General features: G+C 57.0%; 17 protein-coding genes. 5 read left to right on the forward strand and 12 right to left on the reverse strand.

Translation table 11 applies throughout. The annotated features are described in order from the left end of the window. Positions 1 to 63 precede the first annotated feature (63 nt). The 5 genes from ACZZ0O_RS01765 to ACZZ0O_RS01785 all read left to right on the forward strand — a co-directional run bounded on the left by ACZZ0O_RS01765 (position 64) and on the right by ACZZ0O_RS01785 (position 5,825). Entirely contained in the window at positions 64 to 1,167 is a 1,104-nt protein-coding gene (locus ACZZ0O_RS01765) for a DegT/DnrJ/EryC1/StrS family aminotransferase (RefSeq protein WP_463592049.1), read from the forward strand. Then, positions 1,152 to 2,123 carry a glycosyltransferase gene (locus tag ACZZ0O_RS01770; RefSeq protein WP_463592050.1) on the forward strand — a complete coding sequence of 324 codons (972 nt, stop codon included), beginning with the start codon at positions 1,152 to 1,154 and terminating at the stop codon, positions 2,121 to 2,123. The genes ACZZ0O_RS01765 and ACZZ0O_RS01770 overlap by 16 nt, the downstream gene beginning before the upstream one ends. Next, complete coding sequence (locus ACZZ0O_RS01775) at positions 2,120 to 3,049, forward strand: WxcM-like domain-containing protein (RefSeq protein WP_463592051.1); 930 nt, start codon at positions 2,120 to 2,122, stop codon at positions 3,047 to 3,049. The genes ACZZ0O_RS01770 and ACZZ0O_RS01775 overlap by 4 nt, the downstream gene beginning before the upstream one ends. Further along, on the forward strand, positions 3,036 to 3,470 hold the full coding sequence (locus ACZZ0O_RS01780) for a GtrA family protein (protein WP_463592052.1): 435 nt from the start codon (positions 3,036 to 3,038) through the stop codon (positions 3,468 to 3,470). The genes ACZZ0O_RS01775 and ACZZ0O_RS01780 overlap by 14 nt, the downstream gene beginning before the upstream one ends. An 81-nt stretch (positions 3,471 to 3,551) precedes the next feature. Next, positions 3,552 to 5,825 (forward strand): sugar translocase, encoded by a 2,274-nt coding sequence (locus tag ACZZ0O_RS01785; RefSeq protein WP_463592053.1) that lies wholly within the window; start codon positions 3,552 to 3,554, stop codon positions 5,823 to 5,825. 68 nt (positions 5,826 to 5,893) lie between these two features. Here ACZZ0O_RS01785 and ACZZ0O_RS01790 read toward each other — a convergent pair whose 3' ends face one another. From ACZZ0O_RS01790 to ACZZ0O_RS01845, 12 genes are all read right to left on the reverse strand, one after another. Then, a complete protein-coding gene (locus ACZZ0O_RS01790; protein ID WP_463592532.1) occupies positions 5,894 to 6,835 on the reverse strand; it encodes an NAD-dependent epimerase/dehydratase family protein in 942 nt (313 codons plus the stop codon). Next, a complete protein-coding gene (gmd, locus tag ACZZ0O_RS01795; protein ID WP_463592054.1) occupies positions 6,819 to 7,859 on the reverse strand; it encodes a GDP-mannose 4,6-dehydratase in 1,041 nt (346 codons plus the stop codon). The genes ACZZ0O_RS01790 and gmd overlap by 17 nt, the downstream gene beginning before the upstream one ends. 111 nt (positions 7,860 to 7,970) lie before the next feature. Next, on the reverse strand, positions 7,971 to 10,487 hold the full coding sequence (locus tag ACZZ0O_RS01800) for a glycosyltransferase family 4 protein (protein ID WP_463592055.1): 2,517 nt from the start codon (positions 10,485 to 10,487) through the stop codon (positions 7,971 to 7,973). Continuing rightward, positions 10,487 to 12,634, reverse strand: coding sequence for a methyltransferase domain-containing protein (locus tag ACZZ0O_RS01805; RefSeq protein ID WP_463592056.1), 2,148 nt, complete (start codon positions 12,632 to 12,634; stop codon positions 10,487 to 10,489). The genes ACZZ0O_RS01800 and ACZZ0O_RS01805 overlap by 1 nt, the downstream gene beginning before the upstream one ends. Positions 12,635 to 12,686: 52 nt before the next feature. Then, entirely contained in the window at positions 12,687 to 13,973 is a 1,287-nt protein-coding gene (locus tag ACZZ0O_RS01810) for an ABC transporter ATP-binding protein (protein ID WP_463592057.1), read from the reverse strand. Beyond that, the gene (locus ACZZ0O_RS01815; protein ID WP_463592058.1) at positions 13,970 to 14,764 is read right to left on the reverse strand and encodes an ABC transporter permease; all 795 of its coding nucleotides are present in this window, start codon (positions 14,762 to 14,764) and stop codon (positions 13,970 to 13,972) included. Before ACZZ0O_RS01815 ends, ACZZ0O_RS01810 begins: the two co-directional genes overlap by 4 nt. 96 nt (positions 14,765 to 14,860) lie before the next feature. After that, complete coding sequence (locus ACZZ0O_RS01820; protein WP_463592059.1) at positions 14,861 to 17,968, reverse strand: glycosyltransferase; 3,108 nt, start codon at positions 17,966 to 17,968, stop codon at positions 14,861 to 14,863. Positions 17,969 to 18,340: 372 nt separating this feature from the next. Then, a complete protein-coding gene (locus ACZZ0O_RS01825; protein ID WP_463592060.1) occupies positions 18,341 to 19,528 on the reverse strand; it encodes a cystathionine gamma-synthase in 1,188 nt (395 codons plus the stop codon). Positions 19,529 to 19,617: 89 nt separating this feature from the next. After that, on the reverse strand, positions 19,618 to 20,988 hold the full coding sequence (locus ACZZ0O_RS01830; RefSeq protein ID WP_463592061.1) for a pyridoxal-phosphate dependent enzyme: 1,371 nt from the start codon (positions 20,986 to 20,988) through the stop codon (positions 19,618 to 19,620). Between the two features lie 239 nt (positions 20,989 to 21,227). Next, complete coding sequence (locus ACZZ0O_RS01835) at positions 21,228 to 21,446, reverse strand: YdcH family protein (protein WP_005991804.1); 219 nt, start codon at positions 21,444 to 21,446, stop codon at positions 21,228 to 21,230. A gap of 353 nt (positions 21,447 to 21,799) precedes the next feature. Beyond that, the gene (locus tag ACZZ0O_RS01840; protein ID WP_463592062.1) at positions 21,800 to 22,690 is read right to left on the reverse strand and encodes a hypothetical protein; all 891 of its coding nucleotides are present in this window, start codon (positions 22,688 to 22,690) and stop codon (positions 21,800 to 21,802) included. After that, positions 22,687 to 23,070, reverse strand: a complete 384-nt coding sequence (locus ACZZ0O_RS01845; protein WP_055848089.1) for a DUF4398 domain-containing protein — start codon at positions 23,068 to 23,070, stop codon at positions 22,687 to 22,689. Before ACZZ0O_RS01845 ends, ACZZ0O_RS01840 begins: the two co-directional genes overlap by 4 nt. Positions 23,071 to 23,136: the final 66 nt, after the last annotated feature.

Consider the following 23,136-nt stretch of genomic DNA (forward strand, 5'->3'; position numbering starts at 1 on the left):
CGCCGCACATCACCGCCACCACATTTCAAATCCACACGCACATCACTTGATACCTCGGATTACATGGACGCCCTAATTCCCGTCAACTCATTGTCTCGCCATATTGCTCCGGTAAAGGATGCACTGTCTCAGATTGCAAGCACTATCGTGGCAAGCGGCTACTATGTGCTTGGTCCGAACGTAAAAGCGTTTGAGCAGGAGTTTGCTAGCTACTGTGGCGCTCGAAATTGCGTAAGCGTTGCCAACGGTACTGATGCCCTCGAACTTTCTCTGAAGGCGCTCGGCGTGGGCAGAGGCGATAAAGTGGCAGTAGTCGCAAACGCTGCTATGTACGGTACGAGCGCGGTCCTAGCGTGCGGCGCGTCGCCGATATTTGTCGATATAGGCGCAACCACGGGGCTAATGTCTGTGCCTGCGTTGGAAGCAGTGCTCGCCGGCGGCAGCACGCCGACAGCGGTGATCGTGACTCATCTTTATGGCCAACTGGCTGATATCGAGGCAATTGTTTCGCTCTGCCATGCACGCGGCATTAGGGTGGTGGAAGACTGCGCGCAGGCGCATGGTGCAGAACGCAACGGACGACGCGCGGGCAGCTTCGGCGATATTGCGTCCTTCAGCTTTTATCCGACCAAGAATCTGGGCGCGCTGGGTGATGGTGGCGCAATCGTGACAAATGATGACGACTTAGCCACTCGTGCTGCGCAACTGCGCCAGTATGGATGGACAGCCAAGTACACCAACAGCCTGCGCGGGGGCCGCAATAGTCGCCTGGACGAATTGCAGGCCGCCATGCTACGGCACATGCTTCCGCTGCTGGACGGATGGAACCAACGCCGCCGGGATATCGCCAACCGCTATGCTCGGGGGCTATCCAACCCGAGGATCGAAGTTGCCGGCGAGGTGGGCGTTGATAATGTGGCGCATCTGTACGTCGTGCGTTGCGATGACCGTGAGCAGCTGCGCGCGCACCTGCATGCCGTCGGCGTGCAGACAGAAGTCCATTATCCGTTATGTGACCACCGTCAGCCCTGCCATGAGAGCGCATTTGATTCAGTGGTACTGCCGAACACGGAAGCCGATGCGGCGCGCGTCACCACACTGCCATGCTTTCCGGAACTGACCGACGAGGAAGTCGACCGGGTCGTCGAAGCATGCAATCGGTTCTGAGCGACGTGCAATCGCCTTCCCTCAGCCTTGTCGTTCCGATCTATCGCAATGAGGGTTCGATCGATGACCTGCTGCAGGCCATCGACCTGATTTCGCGCAGCGTTGACGGGACATTTGAAGCGATTTTCGTGGTGGACGGAAGCCCCGACCTCAGCTATGCCTTGCTGCACGAGAAGTTGCCTCGTTGCGCTTTCAGTTCGCAACTGGCAACCCTGACCAGGAACTTCGGGGCGTTTCCGGCAATTCGCACCGGGCTGCAGCTCAGCCGCGGCGATTTGACCGCAGTGATGGCGGCCGATCTGCAGGAACCGCCGCAATTGGTCATCGACTTCTGGCAGCGCTACGCCAGCGGGCGCTACGACGTCGCCTTCGGCGTGCGCGAAGCGCGGAGCGATCCGGCCGCCTCGAAGCTGGCGTCGACCCTGTTTTGGGCGACCTACCGACGGATGGTCATTAAAGACATCCCCAAGGGCGGCGTGGACATCTTCGCTGTCAGCCGTGGTTTCCTCGAACGGCTGTTGCTGTTGAACGAAGCCCACTCCAGCCTGCTCGCCCAGTTGTTCTGGCTGGGAGGCAAACGCGAATTTGTCAGCTATCAGCGCCGCGAGCGGCAACACGGCAAGAGTGCCTGGACGTTGGGTAAAAAACTGCGTTACCTGTCCGACAGCGTGTTTGCATTTACCGACCTGCCAGTCCGCATGCTCACCGCGCTTGGCCTGGTCGCGCTGATCTTTACTACCCTGCTCGGAGCACTGGTGCTTGCGGCAAAATTTTCCGGCCTGGTCGCGGTGCCCGGCTATACCCTCACCATCTTGACCATTCTTTTTTTTGGCGCGCTCAATTCGTTAGGTCTGGGCATCGTGGGTACGTACGCCTGGCACGCGTTCGAAAACACCAAGGCACGGCCTCTGTCGATCATGCAGTCGGTCGAAAATTTCGAAAAGGATACACCGTGAATCATTTCGTACATCCCAACGCCCTTTGCGAAAGCGAAACCATCGGCGAGGGCACGCGCGTCTGGGCGTTCGCGCACGTGCTTCCGGGTGCGCGCCTTGGCCGCGATTGCAATATCTGCGACGGCGTTTTCATTGAATCCGATGTCGTCGTGGGTGACCGAGTCACCGTCAAATGCGGCGTACAACTGTGGGACGGCGTGCGTTTGGGCGACGACGTTTTCGTGGGGCCCAATGCGACGTTCACCAACGACTTGTTCCCGCGCAGCAGAGTGTATCCGGAGAAGTTCCTCGGTACCGTGGTCGAATCCGGCGCCTCGATTGGCGCGAACGCGACCATCCTTGCCGGGACCACCATCGGCAGCGGTGCGATGATCGGTGCAGGTGCGGTGGTGACGCGCTCGGTTCCGCCCAACGCCATTGTGGTTGGCAATCCCGCACGCATCGTCGGCTACGTTTCCGACAAGGACGCAAGCCAACCTGCTGCCTTGCCAGTCGATCAGGGGATCACAGACACCGCCGTTCCCGGCGTCAAGCTTTACCGGATGCCCAGTTTCGCCGACATGCGCGGCTCGCTCTCCGTAGGAGACTTCGATAGTTTCCTGCCTTTCAATGCAAGGCGGTATTTCTTGGTTTATGGCGTTCCCACACAAGAGACCCGTGGCGAACATGCGCACAAGCGCTGCCACCAGTTTCTGATCTGTGTCTCCGGATCGGTCAGGGTCCTTGCCGATGATGGTGCCCGCCGTATCGACGTCGAACTCAACTCGCCAAACCAGGGAATCCATCTGCCTCCGATGATCTGGGGGACCCAATACAAGTACTCCAAGGACGCCGTTCTTCTGGTATTTGCATCTGAACCTTACGATTCAGACGAATACATCCGCGATTACGCTGACTTCAAGAGCCTGGCGAATGCAGCCGGATGAGCTAAGAAGCGCCGGTCCAGTTCAACGTGACCGGTCGTGGGCCTTAGTGGCACTTCGCTTCCTCGTAGGCGGAGTGCTCAATACGGGCATTACCCTCGTTCTCTACTGGGTGCTGTTGCGCTTCATCCATTACCAGTGGGCGTATATGGCGAGCTTTTGCGCCGGCATCCTACTCAGTTACCTCATAAATACACGATATGTCTTCCGCGCTACACACAGCTGGCTAAAGTTTGCGGCATTCCCCCTTATTTATGCTGTGACTTATGCGCTCGGGGCATTGGCACTGAAGCTTAGCGTTGGAAGCCTTGGGATCCCAGCGACAGTCGGCCCATTAATCTCTATCACGGTGACCCTGCCCGTGTCGTTCGTTTTGAGCAAGCTATTATTGCAACCTCGAAGATCCGCACTTACGCAGGATTAAATTCCTTGTAATGCTTCAATCCATCACATAGACCTGAAGTAGCTGACTACGTAGTGCATTCCGTTTCAATATCTGGATTATATGAGCACACCATCTCCGCATAGCCCGTCGCTCCGCCTGTTCGTCAAAGCCGAATGGCTGATGCTGGTGGCTGGCGCCATATTGTCTACTGTAACTGGCAGTATACTCATCGTTGGCTGGCAAGCGGAGCTATTGTCTATACTTAGTCACCCGCTGGCTTACAGCGGCGACGCTTTAAGCAGCCTTTGGCTAACGCAGCGAGCGATAGAAGGATGGATTTTCGAGAACGACCGGAGTGGATTCCCCTTCGGATCCTCTTTCCTAGACTATCCTGGAGCAGATTCTGGCAGCTTTCTGTTGCTGAAGCTCGCGGGAGTGTTGACAGGCAGCAGTGTCGCAGCTACGAATTTATTTTTTTTGACCGGCTTCGCTGCGAACTTCTTGGCTGCATATTGGGTTATACGCTGGCTGCGCGTGAGTCAGCCGCTCTCTTTTGCGACAGCCATGCTGTTTACTTTAGCGCCGTTTCATTTCCTGCGAGTCGGGCATTTATTCTACACTTGGTACTTCGCGATCCCAATATATTTCATGATTGCAATTGCAGCTGCGCGCACTGATGCGGAGTTCGATTTCTGGCGCGCCAGGCCGACGCGCAAAATACTGCTTGCACTCCTTTACTTAATCTTAAGTTGCTTCGGCATTTACTACACTGCATTTGGCCTGATACTGCTTGGAACAAGCGTCCTGCTCGCTTTCCTTCAAAATAAATTAATTTCATCCGCCAGAATTGCCTGGCCAGTCATTTTTTTCCTAATAATAGGGACACTTGCAAATCTTGCACCCAATATCATTAGCGAGTATACCAACGGCAAAAATCCCGAAGTAGCGGCACGCGCACCTGCAGAGTCCGAAATATACGGCGTAAAGTTCATGCAGCTTATACTGCCACGCCCACAGCACAGAATGCAACAACTGGCCGACGTAACTTCTAGATATATGGCAAACACACCACTCGTTAACGAGAATAGCACTGCATCGTTAGGTCTTATTGGTGTCTTTGGCTTACTTATCTTGACGGTTGCTGCCTTTATGCGTCAAGCAGAACGTAATACTGACGAGAGAATCGCACTGCTTGCAGTCCTCTCTGCTGTGCTTTTTTTATTCATGACCATTGGCGGATTGGGCTCTCTCTTTGCACACGCAATTTCGCCCTCCATCAGAGGGTGGAACCGGGCCAGCATCTTTATAACTTTCAGTACACTAGCCGCAGTTGCAATTGCCTTACAGGCGTTACTCGATAGGCTAGAGCGTCGACGTGGTGGCGGCAAGATCGCTGTAGTGGTCGCCTTGGTCGTAATAGCCTTCGGCGCTTGGGACCAGACCTCACCAATTTGTGAAAAGTGTCAGTTAAATGCACGTAATGCATACCACCAGGACAAAGATTTCGTACAGCGCATTGAAGCTACGCTGCCAGTCGGCGCAGCAGTGTATCAACTGCCGTATATGCCGTTCCCAGAAGTACCCCCTAAGAACGAGCTGCACACTTATGATCTTGCAGCAGGTTTCGTTAACTCCCAGCACCTCAAGTGGAGCTATGGCGGCATGAAGGGGCGCGAGGGTGATTTATTCTACCGAAAGTTAGAGACTGAGCCTGTTGCCATTCAACTCGAAGCGATTCACCGATACGGTTTCGATGCTGTCTACATCGACAAACGTGGCTATGCGGATCATGGAGCAGTCGTTATCGCTGAATGGGAGCACGCGATCGGAGCACCGCCTTCAATGATTCGGGAGGATGGTGCAGTTGTCGTCTTCCAACTGCAGGGCGGCAAAAAGCCTTTAAGCGTGGAGGCTGCCAGGAATTCTCTAATAGTGGAGCCCGCAGCAGACACTGTGATCACTCTCCCCAATCTGCGCAACTTCATGGCTGAAGGGTGGTCAGGTGACGAAGCGTGGGGTGTTTGGTCCGAAGGACCAACATCGTCTCTTCGCTATCGCGTCAATGGCGCGACTTTCGGCAAGACAACCTTAATTCTTCGCGGCAATCCATTTCTCCCAGCCCCAGGAAGCCCACTTTACATTAGCGCCACCGTCAATGGCTCCCCAGCTCTGCACGTGCGAATCTCTATACAGCATTCCTCGCCGCTAGAATTGCGCATCCCTGTCGTTACTCACAACCCTGGCGAAGTGGTGCACATCGCCCTCAGCTATGAGGCACCGACGTCTCCGGCGAAAGTAGGTATGTCAGAGGATCAGAGACAGCTTGCGTTCGGGCTCACTAGCCTTCAAATCTGCAAGTCCGAAAACTGCAAATCACATTCTCGACATGAGTAGCTTGCTTAATAGCAAGCTATCCCAGTCGTCAAGTACATAATAAAGACCCAACGCCCCTTGAATCCAGATCAGCGGTCGCTAATCGTCGCTTCCTCAAGCATCCAGCGCAAAGTTTCCTCCAATGGAATGCTGCGCCAATCCCCAATCAGGCTAAGCAATTTGGCATTGCTGCCGAGCAATTTCTTTACCTCGTTCTGCCGAACGAATGATGGATTTACCTCAACATTAATGCGATGACCGCTGAGCTCAGAGCATATCCTGATAATATCGCTTAAAGAATTGGCAGTATTGGAACATACATTGATGATTTCCCCTTCAGCCGCAGACGTTTGGAGAAGCTGACTATAAGCCGAGGCAACCGATCTTACATCACCAAAGTCACGCCATACCTCGGTATTACCTAATTCTATCGTGGGGGACTGTGATGCGAAGTGAGAAACGATCTTCGGTACCAAGAAGTTGGTTGCTTGACCGACGCCTGTGTAATTGAAGGGACGAGCGATTACCAACGGAAGACGAGCACGCCACAGATTCGCTGCATACTCCATCGCAAGCTTGCTTACCGCATAGTCATTCGCTGGCGCAGGCTCAACTGATTCGTCGATTACACCCTCAGTTGCATTGCCATAGACATTCGCACTGCTAGCAATGAGCACTCGCTCGGGGCAGCGCGGGGATGAAGCCAAAGCCTGCAGCAGGTTAAGTGTCCCTAGTAGATTCACGCGATAGAAGTCATCAACCTTCCCATGACCAACATATGCAACCGCGGCAAGATGCACAACGTATTGTGCGTCAGCCTTTGCAACGATACGAGAAACGTCCGCAGCATCCCTCAAATCCATTGAGAGAAATTCGTCGATGCCGGACGCGCCTTGCTTGTCGGGGTGCGTACCGACACCGATCACTATGCTGCCCTGCTCCTTTAGCTGCCGTGTAACGTAGCGCCCGGTAAAACCCAATGCTCCGGTCACCAGCACACGTTTTCCATCCAAATTAGAATGAAAAGCCACGTTCATTTCTCTTCATATCCGCCTCAACCATCATCTGACAAAGTTGTTCGAGCGTGGTCTGTGGCTTCCAACCGAGCACCCTCTCTGCCTTCTCCGGATCGCCGATGAGCAAGTCCACTTCTGCAGGACGATGGAACTTCGGATTAATCTGCAGGATAACTTTTCCTGTCGCTGTATCGACTGCGGTCTCCTCGAGATCCTTGCCTCGGAACTCGACGTCGATCCCCGCTCCCTTGAAAGCCATGCGGACGAAATCACGGACTGTTTCGGTCCTGTTGGTTGCAAGCACGAACGTATCAGGCTCATCAGCCTGGAGCATCCGCCACATTCCCTCCACGTATTCCTTGGCGAAGCCCCAGTCGCGCTTCGCGTCCAAATTTCCCAGCTGCAGCATGTCGAGTTGGCCCAATTTAATCTTGGCAACCGAGTCGGTGATCTTTCGGGTAACGAATTCCCGGCCGCGTAGCGGGCTTTCGTGATTGAACAGAATTCCGCTGGATCCGAAGATATCGTAGCTCTCCCTATAATTCACCGTAATCCAGTGAGCATATAGTTTAGCGACACCGTAAGGACTACGCGGCCAGAACGGCGTATCTTCCTTCTGAGGTACCGCCTGCACCTTGCCGAACATCTCAGAAGTCGACGCCTGGTAGAACCGGATCTTTTGGTTCACCAGACGAATCGCCTCCAGCAGGTGCAGCGCGCCGATACCGGTGATCTGCGCTGTCGTGGTCGGTTGATCGAAACTGACCCCGACGAAACTCTGGGCGGCGAGATTGTAAATCTCGTCAGGCTGAATCTTCTGGACCATCGCTATCGTGGTCCCCAGATCCGTGAGGTCGTACTCCACCAATTCCAAATTTGGATGCTTCGCGACGCCAACCTCTTCGAGGCGCCAGAAGTTGACGGAACTGGTCCGTCGATATGTCCCATACACCTTATAACCCTTGCCAAGCAACAACTCGGTCAGGTACGCACCGTCCTGCCCGGTGACGCCGGTAATGATTGCAATCTTGTTAGTCATCTACATTCTCTTCAGAAATTTGTGGAAGCAGCCCCGCTCTGGATCACACCCATAAGCATCCCGGGCATCGCCGTGCAGGAGAGCAACGGCCCCATCATAACTTGCCTGACCTCAATCGGCTTCCTGGATTGGAGACACCAGACTTGCGGCCGGCTTCAGAAGGGCAGCGGCAAGCTGATTGGCGCTCTGAGCCCACGTCAGCCAAGACAGCTCGTCAGTACGCGGATGCGCGTTGTGCGCATGTAGTTCGAGCCAATTATCAATGGCGCCCGCTATCTCTAACGGCGTATGCCCTCCGAAGTACGTTGCATGCTCGCCAGCAACCTCACGGAACACGGGGATGTCACGCACTAGAATTGGCAGTCGTCGCTGGCCCGCCTCGATCAGTGGCAAACCGAAACCTTCGCCCTCAGAGGCGGCGATGAGGCATGTGCAGGACAGGTAGAGCTTTTCCAAGAGCTCGTCGCTGGCGGAGCCGATCCAGAACAAGTTGCGATGAAGCTGGGGATTCTTTTCCAACTTTTCACAGAGCTCGTCCACCATCCATCCTTTCTTGCCGACGATCACTAGAGCAATATCCTGCCCTGTAGACCATAGATGCTCGAATGCAGCCAACACTCCGGCATACCCCTTCCGAGGTTCGAGAGTCCCAACCATTAAGAAACTCCTCACTTGCTGCAAGCGAGAGAGAAGGACGTCGGCATCATCCGGCATGCCTCGGCTGGGAGCACTTCCTTCAAGGTCAGCGCCAAGGTGGAACCACGCGACTTCTGGCTGCTTCCCTATTCCATTCTCTAACATCCATCCAGTAACATCCTCTGCAACCGCCTGCGAAATGCAGATCAAACGGTCCGATACAGAAATAATACCTCGCAGCCAGCGCTCATGGTGTTGCCCGCCGGGCCCGGGCCACCATTGCGGATTCCGCACAGGAAGGATGTCATACACCACGAAAGTGATCACTACCCCCGCAACGTGAAAGTAATCAAACCAATCGGAAGCCTGATCAACAGCGTGCCCCACCAGATCAAGACCAACGAAAACGTCGCCCGCGTGACACACGAGGGTCGCATCCTCACCGAGGTTCTCACCCAAAAGATGGCCGGCGTAGGCGTTGGCGCACACATAGCGACGTGACTCGCGGTCCAGCCTGACGAGCTGGATGCGGTAACCATGTGGTGGCCGGCGCAGCCACTCATTCGAGATGGCGCGCGTCACTCGCTGGATACCGGTTCCCCGATCATGCGCGGCCAGCTCGGTAACATCGAGCATGAGCATGCGCTGCTCTGGCGCTATGCTACGGTCCAACGCATCTGCTGCTGCAACCAATGCGGGCGTATGCATATTTTTCTGACTAAGCGCGGTCATTGCCATATCGAGCGCCTGATTGGCATCGGTGCGTGCCAAGTAGCGTATGTGCACGCTCTCGCAGGCGTCGAGAAACGCTATTGCGCTCTTTTCCCAAGAGAAGGCAGCGGCCCGATGCACCGAAAAGGCACGAGATCCCGCCACGGCCGCATCATCCTCCAGCATCCAGCGAATCCGCTCGGACATCTCGGCAGTGTCATGCGGATCAAACAGCATCGCCGATTCCGTAGCAATCTCCGGAACACTTGAAGCGTTGGCAGCAATGACAGCTGCACCACATGCCATTGCCTCTAATACCGGAAGACCAAATCCCTCGTGCCAGGAAGGAAACACGAAGAAGCGGCACTCGTTATACAGCGCAACCAGTTCTTCGTCGGCCACATAACCGGTGAAGATGATCTCGCCAGCTTGCAGTCCTCGCTCCGACGCGACACGTTTCAGATCTTCGACTAACGGCAAGGGCATGCGTCCTGCCATTACAAGACGAGCAATCATACGAGTTGCAGCGGGAAGCGTCGCATACGCATCGATCAAGCGGTTCAGATTCTTCCGCCGATCCGCTCCGCCCGTGTAAAGAAAGAATTCACCTTTGATTCCGAACTTACCGCGGACTAACCGACGGGCTGGATGTTGGATATCCAACTGTGAGAACACAGCATCGCATCCTGCAGAGATATTAAAGACTCTATCGCTGCCAAATTTTCCAACAAGACGGGCCTCGGCAGCTGAACTCTCTGATATAGCCAGTAATGCATCCGCTCTCTGCAGAAAGGAAAACTTCTCCGTGTAAGCCTTTGCATAGATGGGGTCGTGATTGAGATAAACCTCTGGGTTCATCATTGGAATCAGATCATACATGGTCACTACAGTGGGAATCTGGCAAACACGACCGACACTGGTCAATGCGTTGTCACCATAGCCCTCAAACAAACTGGATACATGCAATACATCAGGCTGCAACGAAGCGAGAGCTGCCTCTCGGACGATCTCGGCGTGACTGCGCCGCACGTTATTCCCAAGATCGCAGCCATGCACGGGTAGCGGTACATACCACACATGGATATTGCTCTGCGCAATAAGCCCTTTGAATGCAGCTCGAATATCTTTCACAGCCTCGGGGAAAGCGCCGTTCAATGCTATATGGATATCGTGTCCGCGCGCATTACGGGCTACCGCAAGCGCCAATGCAAGGCTGTAGCGCCCAATGCCCCGGAAACGACTTTCTGACTGCGCACCTTGCAGATCCATCACGATACGCATCAAGCAGACTCCCCATTGCGCGTGGCCAACATGCGCCCATAGATCTTATGACCACGGACAGACAGCTTTGCTAAAGCGTCCGGCTCGGCAACCAACGTGACATCAACGACCTGACCAGGATACGGCCGATCCTCAACCTCTGGCTGTACCACCCCATCAATACCAATATCAGCAGCAACAGAGGCTCTGATCCTGGCATGGAGTGAAGGCGCCATCCGTAACCAAGTGTTTAGCGCATGCGCAAGGGCCGGGCGCTTTAGAACACGACGAACTAAAGCAAGTAAGACCCGCTTCATCGATGCGCGTGGCCACCTCACCAACCGCGCCAACCCTCGGAACGGACGCATCAAACGCCATGAGGTACTGGCCTGGATATCGTGCAAATTTTGCTCGGCAATGCTGGCACGCAGGTACCAATTGTGGGCATTCTCAAGTGAAGAATCGAGCTGAGCGCAAAGTTCATCCAGCTGCTCACGTACCACCATAAAGCTGGTACCGGAAGTCTCCAATTGCCGGCGAAGATCATGCATATTCGAGGTATCCGATAGCTGCAGATGATGCAGCTCCCCGACATTCTCTCTTAATCCATTGATCTCACTGTTGAGCTTATCGATGGTCTCTTCACGCTCGTTCGCGCGCAGATACCAGTGATGAGAGTTACTTAGCGACTCATTGAGCTTGGCATGCACTTCTGCCAACCGCGCTTCAGTCGCTCGAATGGAGCGTTCGTATATGAGCAATGCGTGCTCCTGCGTTCGCAGGAGACATACCCAACCGGCTTGCTCTGCTTCAACATCCTTTTCACCGATGGCCTCCATCAAGGCACGAAACGTCCATTCCCTGCGGGGTCGATTGAACATCGTATAGAACGCGGCCCGATAGCGACTCGGCAGCACGGAAATGTCGAGGAGCGGGCGGCGAACGGGCAATGGCGGCGCGATCTGGCCTTGCACCAATTCTCGTAGCGTTATTAAGAGCGAAAAAATCAGGTCATCTGGCCAGACGCAATCAACTGCGCTAGCTGAGACGGCTCCATAGTCGATAAAAGTGGCACTGCAGTTGTCATTGACGAGCAGATTCCAACAACGTAGATCATTGTGGTACAGCCCGACAGCCTCTAGCGCAACAAGTTGCGCAATGATCGAATCTGCTATCTCCTCGTAAGAATAGGGGACCTTGTCTTGGATCATTTCCGACAGCAGGCACCCAGGCAGCTGCTCTCGCAGAATCCACACGTCGCGACTGTCCTGCAGGTTGTGCATCAGAGTCGGAACAAACACACCTGGAGGAGGATCACGTAAAAATCTCACTTCGTTTTCATATTCTGCGAGATTGATCTTCTTCCTTGACTTATCAACAACAGACATTTGCTTGAGAATGACCCCCTCGGCAAAATAGTAACGCCGCGTCCCAGCATGGCTATTCATCGCATGAGCGTGTGATTCTTTTCGCCATGACAGAAATTCGCGAAAATCATCACCAAGCAGCCAGTAACGGCTGCTTGCAAAATACAAGGGCCTGACGATACCTGACAGGTGTGTTCCCTGGTGGGCCAGAATTCGGAGAAACGCATAGCGCTGCAGCAGTTCCGCCGGGTCTCCGGGCTGCGATGCCCCCCAATACAGCGGCTCTTCGCGCACGGCGAGCTCGTATATACCAGCAGAAATGCAAGTGTCGATCTGCCCAATCAGCTCGACCACAGGCTCCAGTCCATGCTCGTGAATCAGGTGATGAAAGACGCTCAGCCCGAGAACGAGGTCATATCTGCCAACCTCCAGCGCCCCGACAATGTCCTCAATTCGGGCACATTCGAAGGTGGCGGCCACGAGGCCCTGCTCTTCCGCCAATGCCCGGCATACCGCTACATTACGGTCGAGAAAATCCGCGCCATGGACAATGGAACCCTGCGCAGCCAAGTTCAGCGAGAAATAGCCTTGCGCGCAACCAAGATCGAGTACACGAATCGGACGCCCTAACTCCGTCCGTAGGTGCTTGACCACATCAAGAATCACCTCTAAGCGGTCCTCGCAACCACGGGAACTACCGTCCGATATTTCGGGGTGGCCAAAGATCGGCTGATACTTCTCGGGCAACGCAGCAACAAGATCGTCGATAGAACTCTTGCCGGGGGAAACGAAATGCGTCATCAATGGAGACCTAAGATTAGCGGCACGCCGATGGCGCGCATAGATGCGGCTGTCAAGGAACGTCTGCGGAAAATTCCGCTTTCAAGTCAACGATGCCCCAGAACTGCATAGGACGACTGACGTCCAGCAAGATGACATCATAGCGTCTGTCCAGGGGCACCAGCTCTCCGAGTGGGTCGCCGCTCGATATACCCAGTGAAACCATGTAATGCCCCTCATTGACGCTCAAAGGCAATGCAAAATGGCAGGTAATCACATCCCCCGCGCGTGGAGAAAGCATTTGCCGTCCGTCGCTCGCCAAGAATGAGTTTGTCCCATAGAGGAACAGCCCTTCGAGTGTCTTCAACAGCAAGCCTGGGACGACATTATCGAAGTCACGCTCAAAAACGATCTTCATGTAGAACTTCGTGACGGCTCCGCTGTCGATACGCGCAGGGAAACGCTCGCCACCACTCATCACCGCATAATCGACGATTTTCGCTCCTCCCTGTCCCCATCGATGCTCATTGCGGTTATACCCAGGACGAGTATTGACTACGTCATCAATGCTTTCGCCTGGGATCGCTTCAGTAGGTTCGTCCGAACGCATGGCATTAGAGCTGTTCTTTCTCCCAAAAAGCTCGTCTAAATACAGATTGGAAACTTCACGCGCCGGGCCATCCGCAGAGACCCCGCCATCCTTGATGAATAGCACGCGCTCGCAGTGCTTAACGATGTCACCAACTGCGTGACTTACCAGGATCAATGTTGTTCCCTTCTCCTTGAACTCCTGGACGCGCTTGAAGCACTTCGCCTGAAAGTATGCGTCTCCCACGGAAAGCGCCTCATCGACGATCAGTACGTCAGGACGGAACGCGGTCGCCACGGCGAACGCCACCCGCACCTGCATTCCGCTGGAGTAAGTCCGTACTGCCGCATCGAAGTACTCGCCGACCTCGGCGAACTCCTCGATTCCGAGCATGGCCGCATCGATTTGCTGTTGGGAGTACCCCATCAAACCTGCAGAATGGTAAGCATTCTGCCTACCGGTCAGATCCGGATTGAATCCCATGCCCAACTCCAGGATTGCCGCGATTCGCCCTGATCGAACTATAGTTCCTTCCGTAGGCTGCACGGTTCCCGTGATCAGTTTCAGTAGCGTGCTTTTCCCCGCGCCGTTACGCCCCACCACGCCAACAGATTCTCCGCTCTTGATCGAAAACGATACATTGCGCAGGATCCAATGTTCCTCGCGCGCCTTCACTGGAGCACCAAACCAACTGGCCGCACGCAACCATTGACTGCTCCAGACCCGATAGGCCTTGCCGACGCCCTCCACGCGCATCACGACATCACTCATAGCGCATCTACCATTTCTTGACTGGCACGTCGAAACACTACCAACGACATTAGCCCTAATACTGCAGTTGCCGCACACAGAGGCATCAACAAGCGCCAATCCGGCATTTTGTCGTAAAGCAGCACCTGCTGATATGCCGTCACCAGCGGAAACAGAGGGTTGAGTTTGAAGACTCTGGCAACGTCCTCGGGAAGAATGCTGATGTTATAGACGATGGGCGTCAGCCAGAAAAGCGCCTGCAGTACCACTGGCACCACTTGGGCGATATCGCGCATGAATACATTGAACACTCCCAGCAACAAGCCGACCGACATCGCGAAGGTCAATGTCAGCAACAACAGGAATGGCAACCAGAGGACTTGCTGCCCTGGAAAATGGCCCAGCGCGGCAAATACAATAAAGATGGCAAACAGTAGCAAGAGATTATTCACTAGCATCGCCCCTCCGGCGATGAAAGGGAGACATATCCTCGGGAAAGCCATTTTCTTCATCAGATTCCCATTTTCCACGAACAACGAGACACATTTATTGATGGTCTCGTTAAACATGCCCCAGCATAGGGTTCCAGACATTAGATACAGCGCATAGGCATATTTATTATCGATTCCAGGCAGCTTCGCCGAGAGAACCTCAGAAAGGATCGTCGCGAAGATCAGCACCTGCATCAACGGATGGATGATCATCCACATCGCACCAAGCTTGCTTTGGATAAAACGCATCCTCAACTCGTTCTTAATTGAAGAGAAGATGAAGTATCTGTATACCCATAGGGGTCGCAGCAGGTCTTTCATGAGATTAAGCTTACCCAAGAGAGAAGAATTAGAATTGGCACAATCGCAGAGACCGGGAGAGGGAAGCCGAGAAGGAGACCATCATGAGCAGACCACCTATCCATGCCGTTGCGCTAAGATCAAAGGGTCAGTGTCTCGCTGCCACAGCAGTGAACGGACGATGCTCCACAAGCGCAACGCAGATTTTTGGATCTCTAAGTTGCACCGCAATGTCGGCAAAACTGCCGTGTTTGCAGTGACGCCCTGGATCTTGAGCAGATTGAGATCAGCAACACTCGCGACCAGGACCCGATCGCACCGCTTGACCGCACAGATCAGCGCAGGATCCCAAGGATGTGGCGTGGCAATCTGACGCAACAGCACAACGACAATTCGGCCACGATCGAGTTGATCCTCCAAGAGGCCAGCGAACCAATGTTGATGCTGCAGAATGTCAGGATAATCGATCACTACCGCATTGGTCAGCTGACGGCCGATGGTAGGAAAAGATCGAGTTGCGCACTGGGTTGGGTCAGACAAAGAGTCCAACTTTTCCTCCATCGTCGAGTCTGAAGATACGATCGATGATTCGATTTCGAATAGCGCTAACTCGCCAGGTAGACTCCCACCCAGCTCAGCGAGCGGGCTACTTGCACCGGCGGCTAGCGACGATGGCACAACCCAGGCAATTCGAGGCGTAGCAGTGCGAATCGGCCGAGCCCATAGGTCGCGAACAAATGCCAATAGCCGCTGCGCCACATCCGTCCACCGGAAGTGATGCTGCAGTAGCTGTTGACCACGACGGGTTCGCTCGTTTCGCTGCTCGGGGGTGAGGCGGTGCACTTCGCGCAAGAGTCGAGATAGCTCCGCCCGCGAGGGTTCAGCCCAAACCGAGTGAGGCAGACCAAACACTGTCTCAGCAGTCGCGAACTCGTAATCAATTAACCAAGCTGTCTGGTCATTGCAAAAATCGCATTGACCACCCCAAGCAGTGGTGATAACAGCCAACCCAGACAACATCGCCTCTGCCAACGGTAGTCCGAAGCCCTCCGCCCGGCTGGGAGCAACCATCACGTCGCACTGCGCATAAAGATGTTTCAAGCTGGCACTGTCGATATCTTCCTCAATCAGAATCACATGAGGAAAGTCAGCCCGAGCGCATTGTGCTTCATGCAGCAGACGACGCACATCGTTCTGAGGGTTGGCGAAGGTCTTGATGATCAGCGAGACGTCATCACTATCACTAAAGGCATCGCCATAGGCCTGCAACAGGACATCCACGCCCTTGCGGGGAAGGCAGGAAGAGACGTGGAGAAAACTGAAACCACGCCGCTGCAATGAAGGGCCATCTGCCGCAGGAATCCGCTCCCAGTGATCCACGCCAGCGCCACAGACTCCAACCGGGATCGCTACGCCACTGTCCACCAACACTTTGACGACATGAGTTGATAGCGCGGAGATACCCTGGACGAACTCATTGAAATCAGCAATCCAAGCATCAGGTACCGCGGACTCCTCCCAAGCATACGCATGAAGCAGGTTGAACCGGGATTCCATGTCGGCAACGCGAGGCGGATACAGCAACCGGCTGCACACATCGGCCGCAGCCGGTGCGCTTGTAAAAGCATGCGAATGAAGCTGTTCAATCTCCGGATCGGAAACAAGAAACTGTGGATTGGCGTCGAAGTCTCCCGAGCCATCAGTCGAATGCAGCAGCACATCCAAACCCTGCGCATCAAGCGCACGCGCCAGCTCACGGTTCACCAAGGCAAGGCTATAACTACTGTCGAATGGACCTTCGACACGCCACGAGGGACGCTGGGGGAGCGGATATTGCCGCCGCAACACGTCACGCGCCAAATCTTCGTTTGCATCCATGGCGACCGCCACCTGCATGAGGTCCGCATCCGCAACCGGCTCGCGAGCGACGCGGGCGTGCGCCAATTCCGTGACGAGCGCAGCACGCGTTTTCTCTAACGCCTCGCTTGCTTCGCGCCAGCCCCACTGACTGGCCGGATGGAGCTGGCCACAAGCCTCAAATGCATCTAGTGCACGCGATGCACTGCATGCCCAGGAGAAAGCACGTGCGCGTTGTGGGCCGTAATCGCGGAGGCTGCGCGCAAAATCAGAATCTCCCAGGACGCGATGTATCGCTTCTGCGATGGCCGCAGGATCCGTCGGATCAAACAAGGCATCTTCGCGCCCAAGCACTTCTGGAATGCTGCTGGCGCGGGCACCAATTACGGCGGTTCCGCAGGCCATCGCCTCCAGCAACGGCAAGCCGAATCCTTCCTGCAGAGAAGGCAGGACGAATAGCTCAGCACCGCAATATAGTTCGACCAGAGACTGATCAGTAACGCGTCCGGTACAAACAATTCGGTCCGGCGGCAGTTGCAATCGACGCGCAACCAGCGCAATCCGCTCGCGCTCCAATTCGTCGAGGTGGCCTGTGACCACTAGCTGATAGCGTTTCTGCATCTCTCGACCCAGCAGCGCATATGCCGCGACCAGGGCCTCCAGATTCTTGCGAGGATCCATGGCCCCGCTGTACATCAGGTAGTTGCCGACGATTCCATGCTCATGCGCAAATCGCCCACGCAGCACGCTATCGACATGGATGGGTCTGAAGATCTCCGAGGCCGCAGACGAGATATTGACCACGCGTTCTGGCGGAACCGATAACCGCTCGATCGCATCGTTTCGAACGTAATCGGAGATCGAGAGCAATACATCGGCCCGCTGCAGCGAGGCAACTTTGTCTTCGTACCATGCTGCTGCCCATGGGGTGGCGATGTATCGCGGATCGTGGAGCGGGATGAGGTCGTACAAGGTCGCAGCAGTGCGAGAGGCACCCTCCCTAAGACCGATAGAGGTAACCGCTCCATCGTTTGCACCCTCGATCAGGCTGGTGACGTGCACGATATCCGGCTGCAAGGCCTGCAGAAACGACTCGCGCATCTGCTCTGAAGCCCTTCGCCGCCAAGCGTTTGCCGGATCGCGCCAATGCACAGGCTGGGCCGTTCGGAATGCCACCACGCGCTCCGGTGGCAGCAGAGCGCTGAGCGAATCGATGGCGTCGCTGGCAATGTCGCCATTGATGACCAGCCAGAACTCATGCGCGCGCGGCTCACGCAGCATCGCCTCAGCCAGCGCAAGCGAATATCGTCCAATCCCCCTATGCCTGCTGGCGGTCTGGGTTGCCTGTAGGTCGATGGCGATGCGCACGACTCAATGATCCCTGGCGGCCATGGCCCGACGCAGATCTTCGTAGATCCGGGCGGCACGCGCAGTCATGTGCGCTTGCGACGCAAGATTGCGCACCCTTCCATTGATCGCCAAGTGACCTGGCCCCATTAACCCGCCCAACCCAAAACGAACCCCAATGCGTTTGACCGCCATCAGTAAACCCGGTGTCGCGGACAACGCATGCATCAACGTGCGCTTCAAAGACGGTCGCACAAGAACGTAGCGGATTGCCCCAACCAAGACCGAACGCACGAACCCGGTGCTCGGCAAAAGTCGCAAGGTACCCACCTTCATTTGGCTACTGCCAAGTCGCGCGATGAGCGACGGGCTCCCAATACATCGATGCGCTGCTTAGCGCGCAAGCGCCCGCTCCAAATCCCCACGCAAATCCCCCACATCCTCAATCCCCACGCTCAGCCGCACCAGCGCATCGCTGATACCGAGTTGTTCGCGGCGGGCTACTGGGATGGAGGCGTGCGTCATGACGGCGGGATGATTGACCAGGCTTTCCACGCCGCCCAACGATTCGGCCAGGGTGAACAGTTCGGTCTTTTCGCAGAAGCGCTTGGCTGCGTCAAAACCGCCCTTGAGCACGATGGAGACGATGCCGCCGAAGCCGGACATCTGGCGCTTGGCCAGTGCGTGCTGCGGGTGCGAGGCCAGGCCGGGGTAGATCACCTTTTCAATGGCGGGATGGGTTTCCAGCCACTGCGCCAGCGCCAGTGCGTTCTCGCAGTGCGCGCGCATGCGTAGCGGCAAGGTCTTCAATCCGCGTAGGGCGAGGAAGCTGTCGAACGGGCCTTGTACGCCGCCGATGGAGTTCTGCAGGAAGGCCAGTTGTTCGGCAAGCTCGGCGTTGTCGCCAACCACCGCGATGCCGCCGACCATGTCGGAGTGGCCGTTGAGGTACTTGGTGGCCGAATGCACGACGATGTCGGCGCCCAACTCAAGCGGGCGTTGCAGCATCGGCGAGGCGAAGGTGTTGTCGACCACGATCAGCAAGCCATGCTTGCGGGCGATGGCAGCAATCGCTGCGATGTCGACCAGCTTGAGCATCGGGTTGGTCGGGGTTTCGATCCACACCATCTTGGTATCGGGGCGAATCGCGGCTTCGAAGGCGGCCGGGTCGGTCAGGTCGACGAAGCTGAAATCCAGGCCGGCGGTGCGGCGGCGCACGCGCTCGAACAGGCGGAAAGTGCCGCCATACAGGTCGTCCATCGCTACCACGTGGCTGCCGGCATCCAGCAATTCCATCACGGTGGAAGTGGCGGCCATGCCCGAGGCAAACGCGAACGCGCGCGTGCCACCTTCCAGCGCGGCAACGCAGCGCTCGTACGCAAACCGCGTCGGGTTATGGGTGCGCGAGTACTCAAAGCCCTGATGCTCTCCGGGGCTGGACTGCGCGTAGGTGGACGTCGCGTAGATCGGCGGCATCACTGCGCCGGTGCTGGGATCTGGCGACTGCCCTCCATGGATCGCCAGCGTTGCAAGCGCCAATGTGCGCTCGCCATCGTGGCTCTTGGTAGTGCGGTTGGACATGGAGGTTCCCGGAAAAAGTGGGCGATTGTATCAAGCAGGTCTGAACGGCCAATGCCGCGCGTCTCACCGACACGCGCGGCCTTGCGCGATCACTGCACGCGGCGACGCAGGTAGTTGAGCAGGTCGATGCGGGTGATCAGGCCCAGGAATTGCGTGCCGTCCATGACGATGGCGACCTGGCCGCGGTCGAACACCGGCAGCAGCGCTTCGATCGGGGAAGCGACATCCAGGCGATCGAGTTTGCTGACCATGGCAGTGGAGATCGGATCGCGAAAGCGCGCTTCGTCGCCATACACATGCAGCAGCACATCGCTTTCGTCGACGATGCCGACCAGTTGGCCATCATCGATCACCGGCAGCTGCGACACGTCGTAGAGCTTCATGCGCTGGTAGGCGGTGGTCAGCAGATCCTTTGGACCCACGACAACGGTGTCGCGCTTGTTGTACGGGCGCAGGATCAGGTCGCGCAGGTCGCCATGTTGCGGGCGCTCCAGGAAACCGTTGTCGAGCATCCAGTAGTCGTTGTACATCTTCGACAGATACTTGTTGCCGGTATCGCACACGAACACCAGCACACGCTTGGGCGTGGTCTGCTCGCGGCAATACTTCAACGCTGCGGCCAGCAACGTGCCGGTGGACGAGCCGCCGAGGATGCCTTCTTTGGCCAGCAGCTCGCGCGCAGTGTGGAAGCTTTCGGCATCGCTGATCGAATAGGCCTTCTTGACCCGCGAAAAATCCGAGATATCCGGCAGAAAATCTTCGCCGATGCCTTCGACCAGCCAGCTGCCGGATTTCTCGCTGACCGTGCCTTCTTCGATGTACTGGGTCAGGATCGAGCCCACCGGGTCGGCCAGCACCAGTTCGGTATGCGGCGAGGCGGTAGCGAAGGCGCGCGACAGGCCGGTCATGGTGCCGGAGCTGCCGCAGCCGAACACGATCGCGTCCAGCTGGCCGTCCATCTGCGCCAGGATTTCCGGGCCGGTGCCGAATTCATGCGCAGCCGGGTTGTCCGGGTTGCCGAACTGATTGATGAAGTACGCGCCGGGGGTTTCGGCGGCGATCTTGGCAGCCAGGTCCTGGTAGTACTCCGGGTGGCCCTTGGCCACGTCCGAACGGGTCAGCACCACGTTGGCGCCCATGGCCTTGAGATTGAAGATCTTCTCGCGGCTCATCTTGTCCGGCACCACCAGGATCAGCTGATAGCCCTTCTGCTGCGCCACCAGGGCCAGACCCAGGCCGGTATTGCCGGCCGTGCCTTCCACCAGCGTGGCGCCGGGGCTGAGGTCGCCGCGCTGCTCGGCCGCTTCGATCATCGACAGGCCGATGCGATCCTTGATCGACCCGCCCGGATTGTTCGCCTCCAGCTTGAAGAACAGCTCGCAGACGCCGGTGTCCAGGCGCTGGGCCTTGACGATCGGCGTGTTGCCAATCAGTTCGAGTACGGAGGAATGAATCGCCATCGGGATATCGTCGCTGCGCCGCGCGGGCTAGGCCGATCATTATCCGACGAACGGCCGGGGAATGCTCATTCAGGCGGGAAACGATCGTGCCCGCCCATGAACAAGCGTGCTCAACTGCTCACAACGAGCAGCGCGTCGCACAACAGGCCTCTGCCAAAACGAAAGACGCGGACGGTGACAGCCGACGAGGAGGCTGCCACCGCCCGCGACGGTGAACTTGTTCTAACGGTGGGGAAGGATCAGTGCGTGAGCTGGTCGTACATCCGGGTGAGTTTTTCTTTGGCCTGCAATTTTTCGCGTTTCATCTGACCCAAGGTCACGTCGTCGATGGGGAGCACCCCAAGTTCGGCATCCATGCATTTCTTGTTCAAGAGCTTGTGGCGTTGGTACAGCTGCTTGAACTCGGGATCGGACTTGATCAATGCGTCGATTTCGGTCTGCGGTTGCCCTTCGAACATGGCGTTACCTCCTTCACTTAAAACAAGAACGCCCCGGCCGCGAACGGCACAGGGCGCTGCTTGGGAATGGAAGACCCACGAGTCACGTTGGCAAAGGTCACAACGGCAGACGCACTGACGAAACCACCATCTGTTCCAACCGCTTGCGTCACTGCGTGCCTTTGCGTCACTGGCCCGGCCCTCCGTACTTTCCGGGCGGCGGAGTTGCTGCCCGGAGGTACGACCCTACGCCGGTCGCGGAGGGGGTTCAAGGCCGGAACGGCTGCTTTTGCCGTTCCTTGGCGCAATCAGTGACCGCGGTTCAACCGGGCGTCATGCCCGGGTTAAAAGACCTTAACTTCCAACCACTTGCACTACGGCGCCACAGCGACCTCGGCCGCGCGCGTTTTACTGGCGGCACCCTTGCCAGCACTGACCTGCAGCCGCGAGGCCGCGACACCGCCAGCGACCAACGCGTCGCGAAGCGCCTCGGCACGCTTCTTGGCTGTGCCCGCATCGCTGTCGAAGCCAACGATGCTGACCCGACCCTTCTTGCCGATGTTCAGATACTCGGCCAACGCCTTGGCCTGCCCGGCCGCATCGCCGGACAAGGCCGCCTTGCCACCAAACGCGCCGCTGCCCAGCGAGAACACTTCGCCGCGGCTGTCCACCTTGGACGACGGCAGCTTGGCGCCGGCCACCAACTCGGCTTCTTCATGGGCGAGCTGGATGGCCTTCTGCTGGGCGGCATTGAGCTTGGCGGTCTGCTTGCCGGCCACGCTGGTCAGCGCCAGCTCGGCATCCTGGCGGGCCAGGGTTTCCTGTTCGGCGGCCTGCCGCATGCGCTCGGCCTCCTCGGCCTGGATCTGCGCCTGCACACGCAGCCGCTCGGCCTCCTGCCGGGCGCGCGAGGCGTCACGGCGACTGGCTTCGATCAGCAAATCGTTGCGCGTGCCTTCCAGGCGGTCCAGCTCGCGCCGGGCCAGTGCGGTGCGGGCGGTCAGCTCGGCGATCTCGACCCGGCGGTCGGCCAGAAACACCAGCGCATCGCGGTCGCGGCGCTTGGCCTCGGCCAGTGCCGCCACGCTTTGCTGGGCCTGCAGCCGCTCGTAGCGGGCCAGATCGCTGGTCTGTGGGTCGTTCTGCAACGCTGCCAGGCGCCGATTGAGCGCGTCGGCCTGCGGGTCGTCCTTGGCGGCCATGGCCAGCGGAGACAGCGTGGCCAGGCTCAGCGCGCCGATGTAAAGCAAGGGACGCAGTTTCATCGGCCGTTCTCCCCGGTGTTGAGGGTGTTCTGCAGCTGCGCCACTTCCTTGCGACGTTGCTCCAGCTGGGCGCTGACCACGGCCTCTTCGCTGCGCGCCTTGGCCAGATCGGCATCGGCGGCGGCGCGCAGGGCGATCTGAGGCACCTCCTTGCGCTGGCGCTTGTCCAGTTGCGCCTGCTGGGCCTGCATCAATTCCTGGCGGGCCAGATTGACCAGATCCGGGGCGTATTGGTCGGCATCGGCCTGGGTGGCACGTTGTACGGCCTGTTCGGCGGCAGTGAGCTCCGGTGCCACCTGGGCGGCGGCCGGAGAGGAAAGAACCATGAAACAGGCGATGCCATACAGGGATCGCCGCAAGTATGCGAAGCTAGCCGTCATTAGGGGAGCCGTAGCGAGGAAGTCTCGAGCACGGCCATTGTCGGAAGCCTGCGGCGGACTTGCAAC

Source organism: Xanthomonas sp. AC360, from assembly GCF_979258225.1.

What these genes read in the sequence shown, in the direction of transcription:
- ACZZ0O_RS01765 (WP_463592049.1), top strand. Translation starts at nt 64, where the DNA reads ATGGACGCCCTAATTCCCGTCAACTCATTGTCTCGCCATATTGCTCCG.
- ACZZ0O_RS01770 (WP_463592050.1), top strand. Translation starts at nt 1,152, where the DNA reads ATGCAATCGGTTCTGAGCGACGTGCAATCGCCTTCCCTCAGCCTTGTC.
- ACZZ0O_RS01780 (WP_463592052.1), top strand. Translation starts at nt 3,036, where the DNA reads ATGCAGCCGGATGAGCTAAGAAGCGCCGGTCCAGTTCAACGTGACCGG.
- ACZZ0O_RS01785 (WP_463592053.1), top strand. Translation starts at nt 3,552, where the DNA reads ATGAGCACACCATCTCCGCATAGCCCGTCGCTCCGCCTGTTCGTCAAA.
- gmd (WP_463592054.1), bottom strand. Translation starts at nt 7,859, where the DNA reads ATGACTAACAAGATTGCAATCATTACCGGCGTCACCGGGCAGGACGGT.
- ACZZ0O_RS01800 (WP_463592055.1), bottom strand. Translation starts at nt 10,487, where the DNA reads ATGCGTATCGTGATGGATCTGCAAGGTGCGCAGTCAGAAAGTCGTTTC.
- ACZZ0O_RS01805 (WP_463592056.1), bottom strand. Translation starts at nt 12,634, where the DNA reads ATGACGCATTTCGTTTCCCCCGGCAAGAGTTCTATCGACGATCTTGTT.
- ACZZ0O_RS01810 (WP_463592057.1), bottom strand. Translation starts at nt 13,973, where the DNA reads ATGAGTGATGTCGTGATGCGCGTGGAGGGCGTCGGCAAGGCCTATCGG.
- ACZZ0O_RS01815 (WP_463592058.1), bottom strand. Translation starts at nt 14,764, where the DNA reads ATGAAAGACCTGCTGCGACCCCTATGGGTATACAGATACTTCATCTTC.
- ACZZ0O_RS01825 (WP_463592060.1), bottom strand. Translation starts at nt 19,528, where the DNA reads ATGTCCAACCGCACTACCAAGAGCCACGATGGCGAGCGCACATTGGCG.
- ACZZ0O_RS01830 (WP_463592061.1), bottom strand. Translation starts at nt 20,988, where the DNA reads ATGGCGATTCATTCCTCCGTACTCGAACTGATTGGCAACACGCCGATC.
- ACZZ0O_RS01835 (WP_005991804.1), bottom strand. Translation starts at nt 21,446, where the DNA reads ATGTTCGAAGGGCAACCGCAGACCGAAATCGACGCATTGATCAAGTCC.
- ACZZ0O_RS01840 (WP_463592062.1), bottom strand. Translation starts at nt 22,690, where the DNA reads ATGAAACTGCGTCCCTTGCTTTACATCGGCGCGCTGAGCCTGGCCACG.
- ACZZ0O_RS01845 (WP_055848089.1), bottom strand. Translation starts at nt 23,070, where the DNA reads ATGACGGCTAGCTTCGCATACTTGCGGCGATCCCTGTATGGCATCGCC.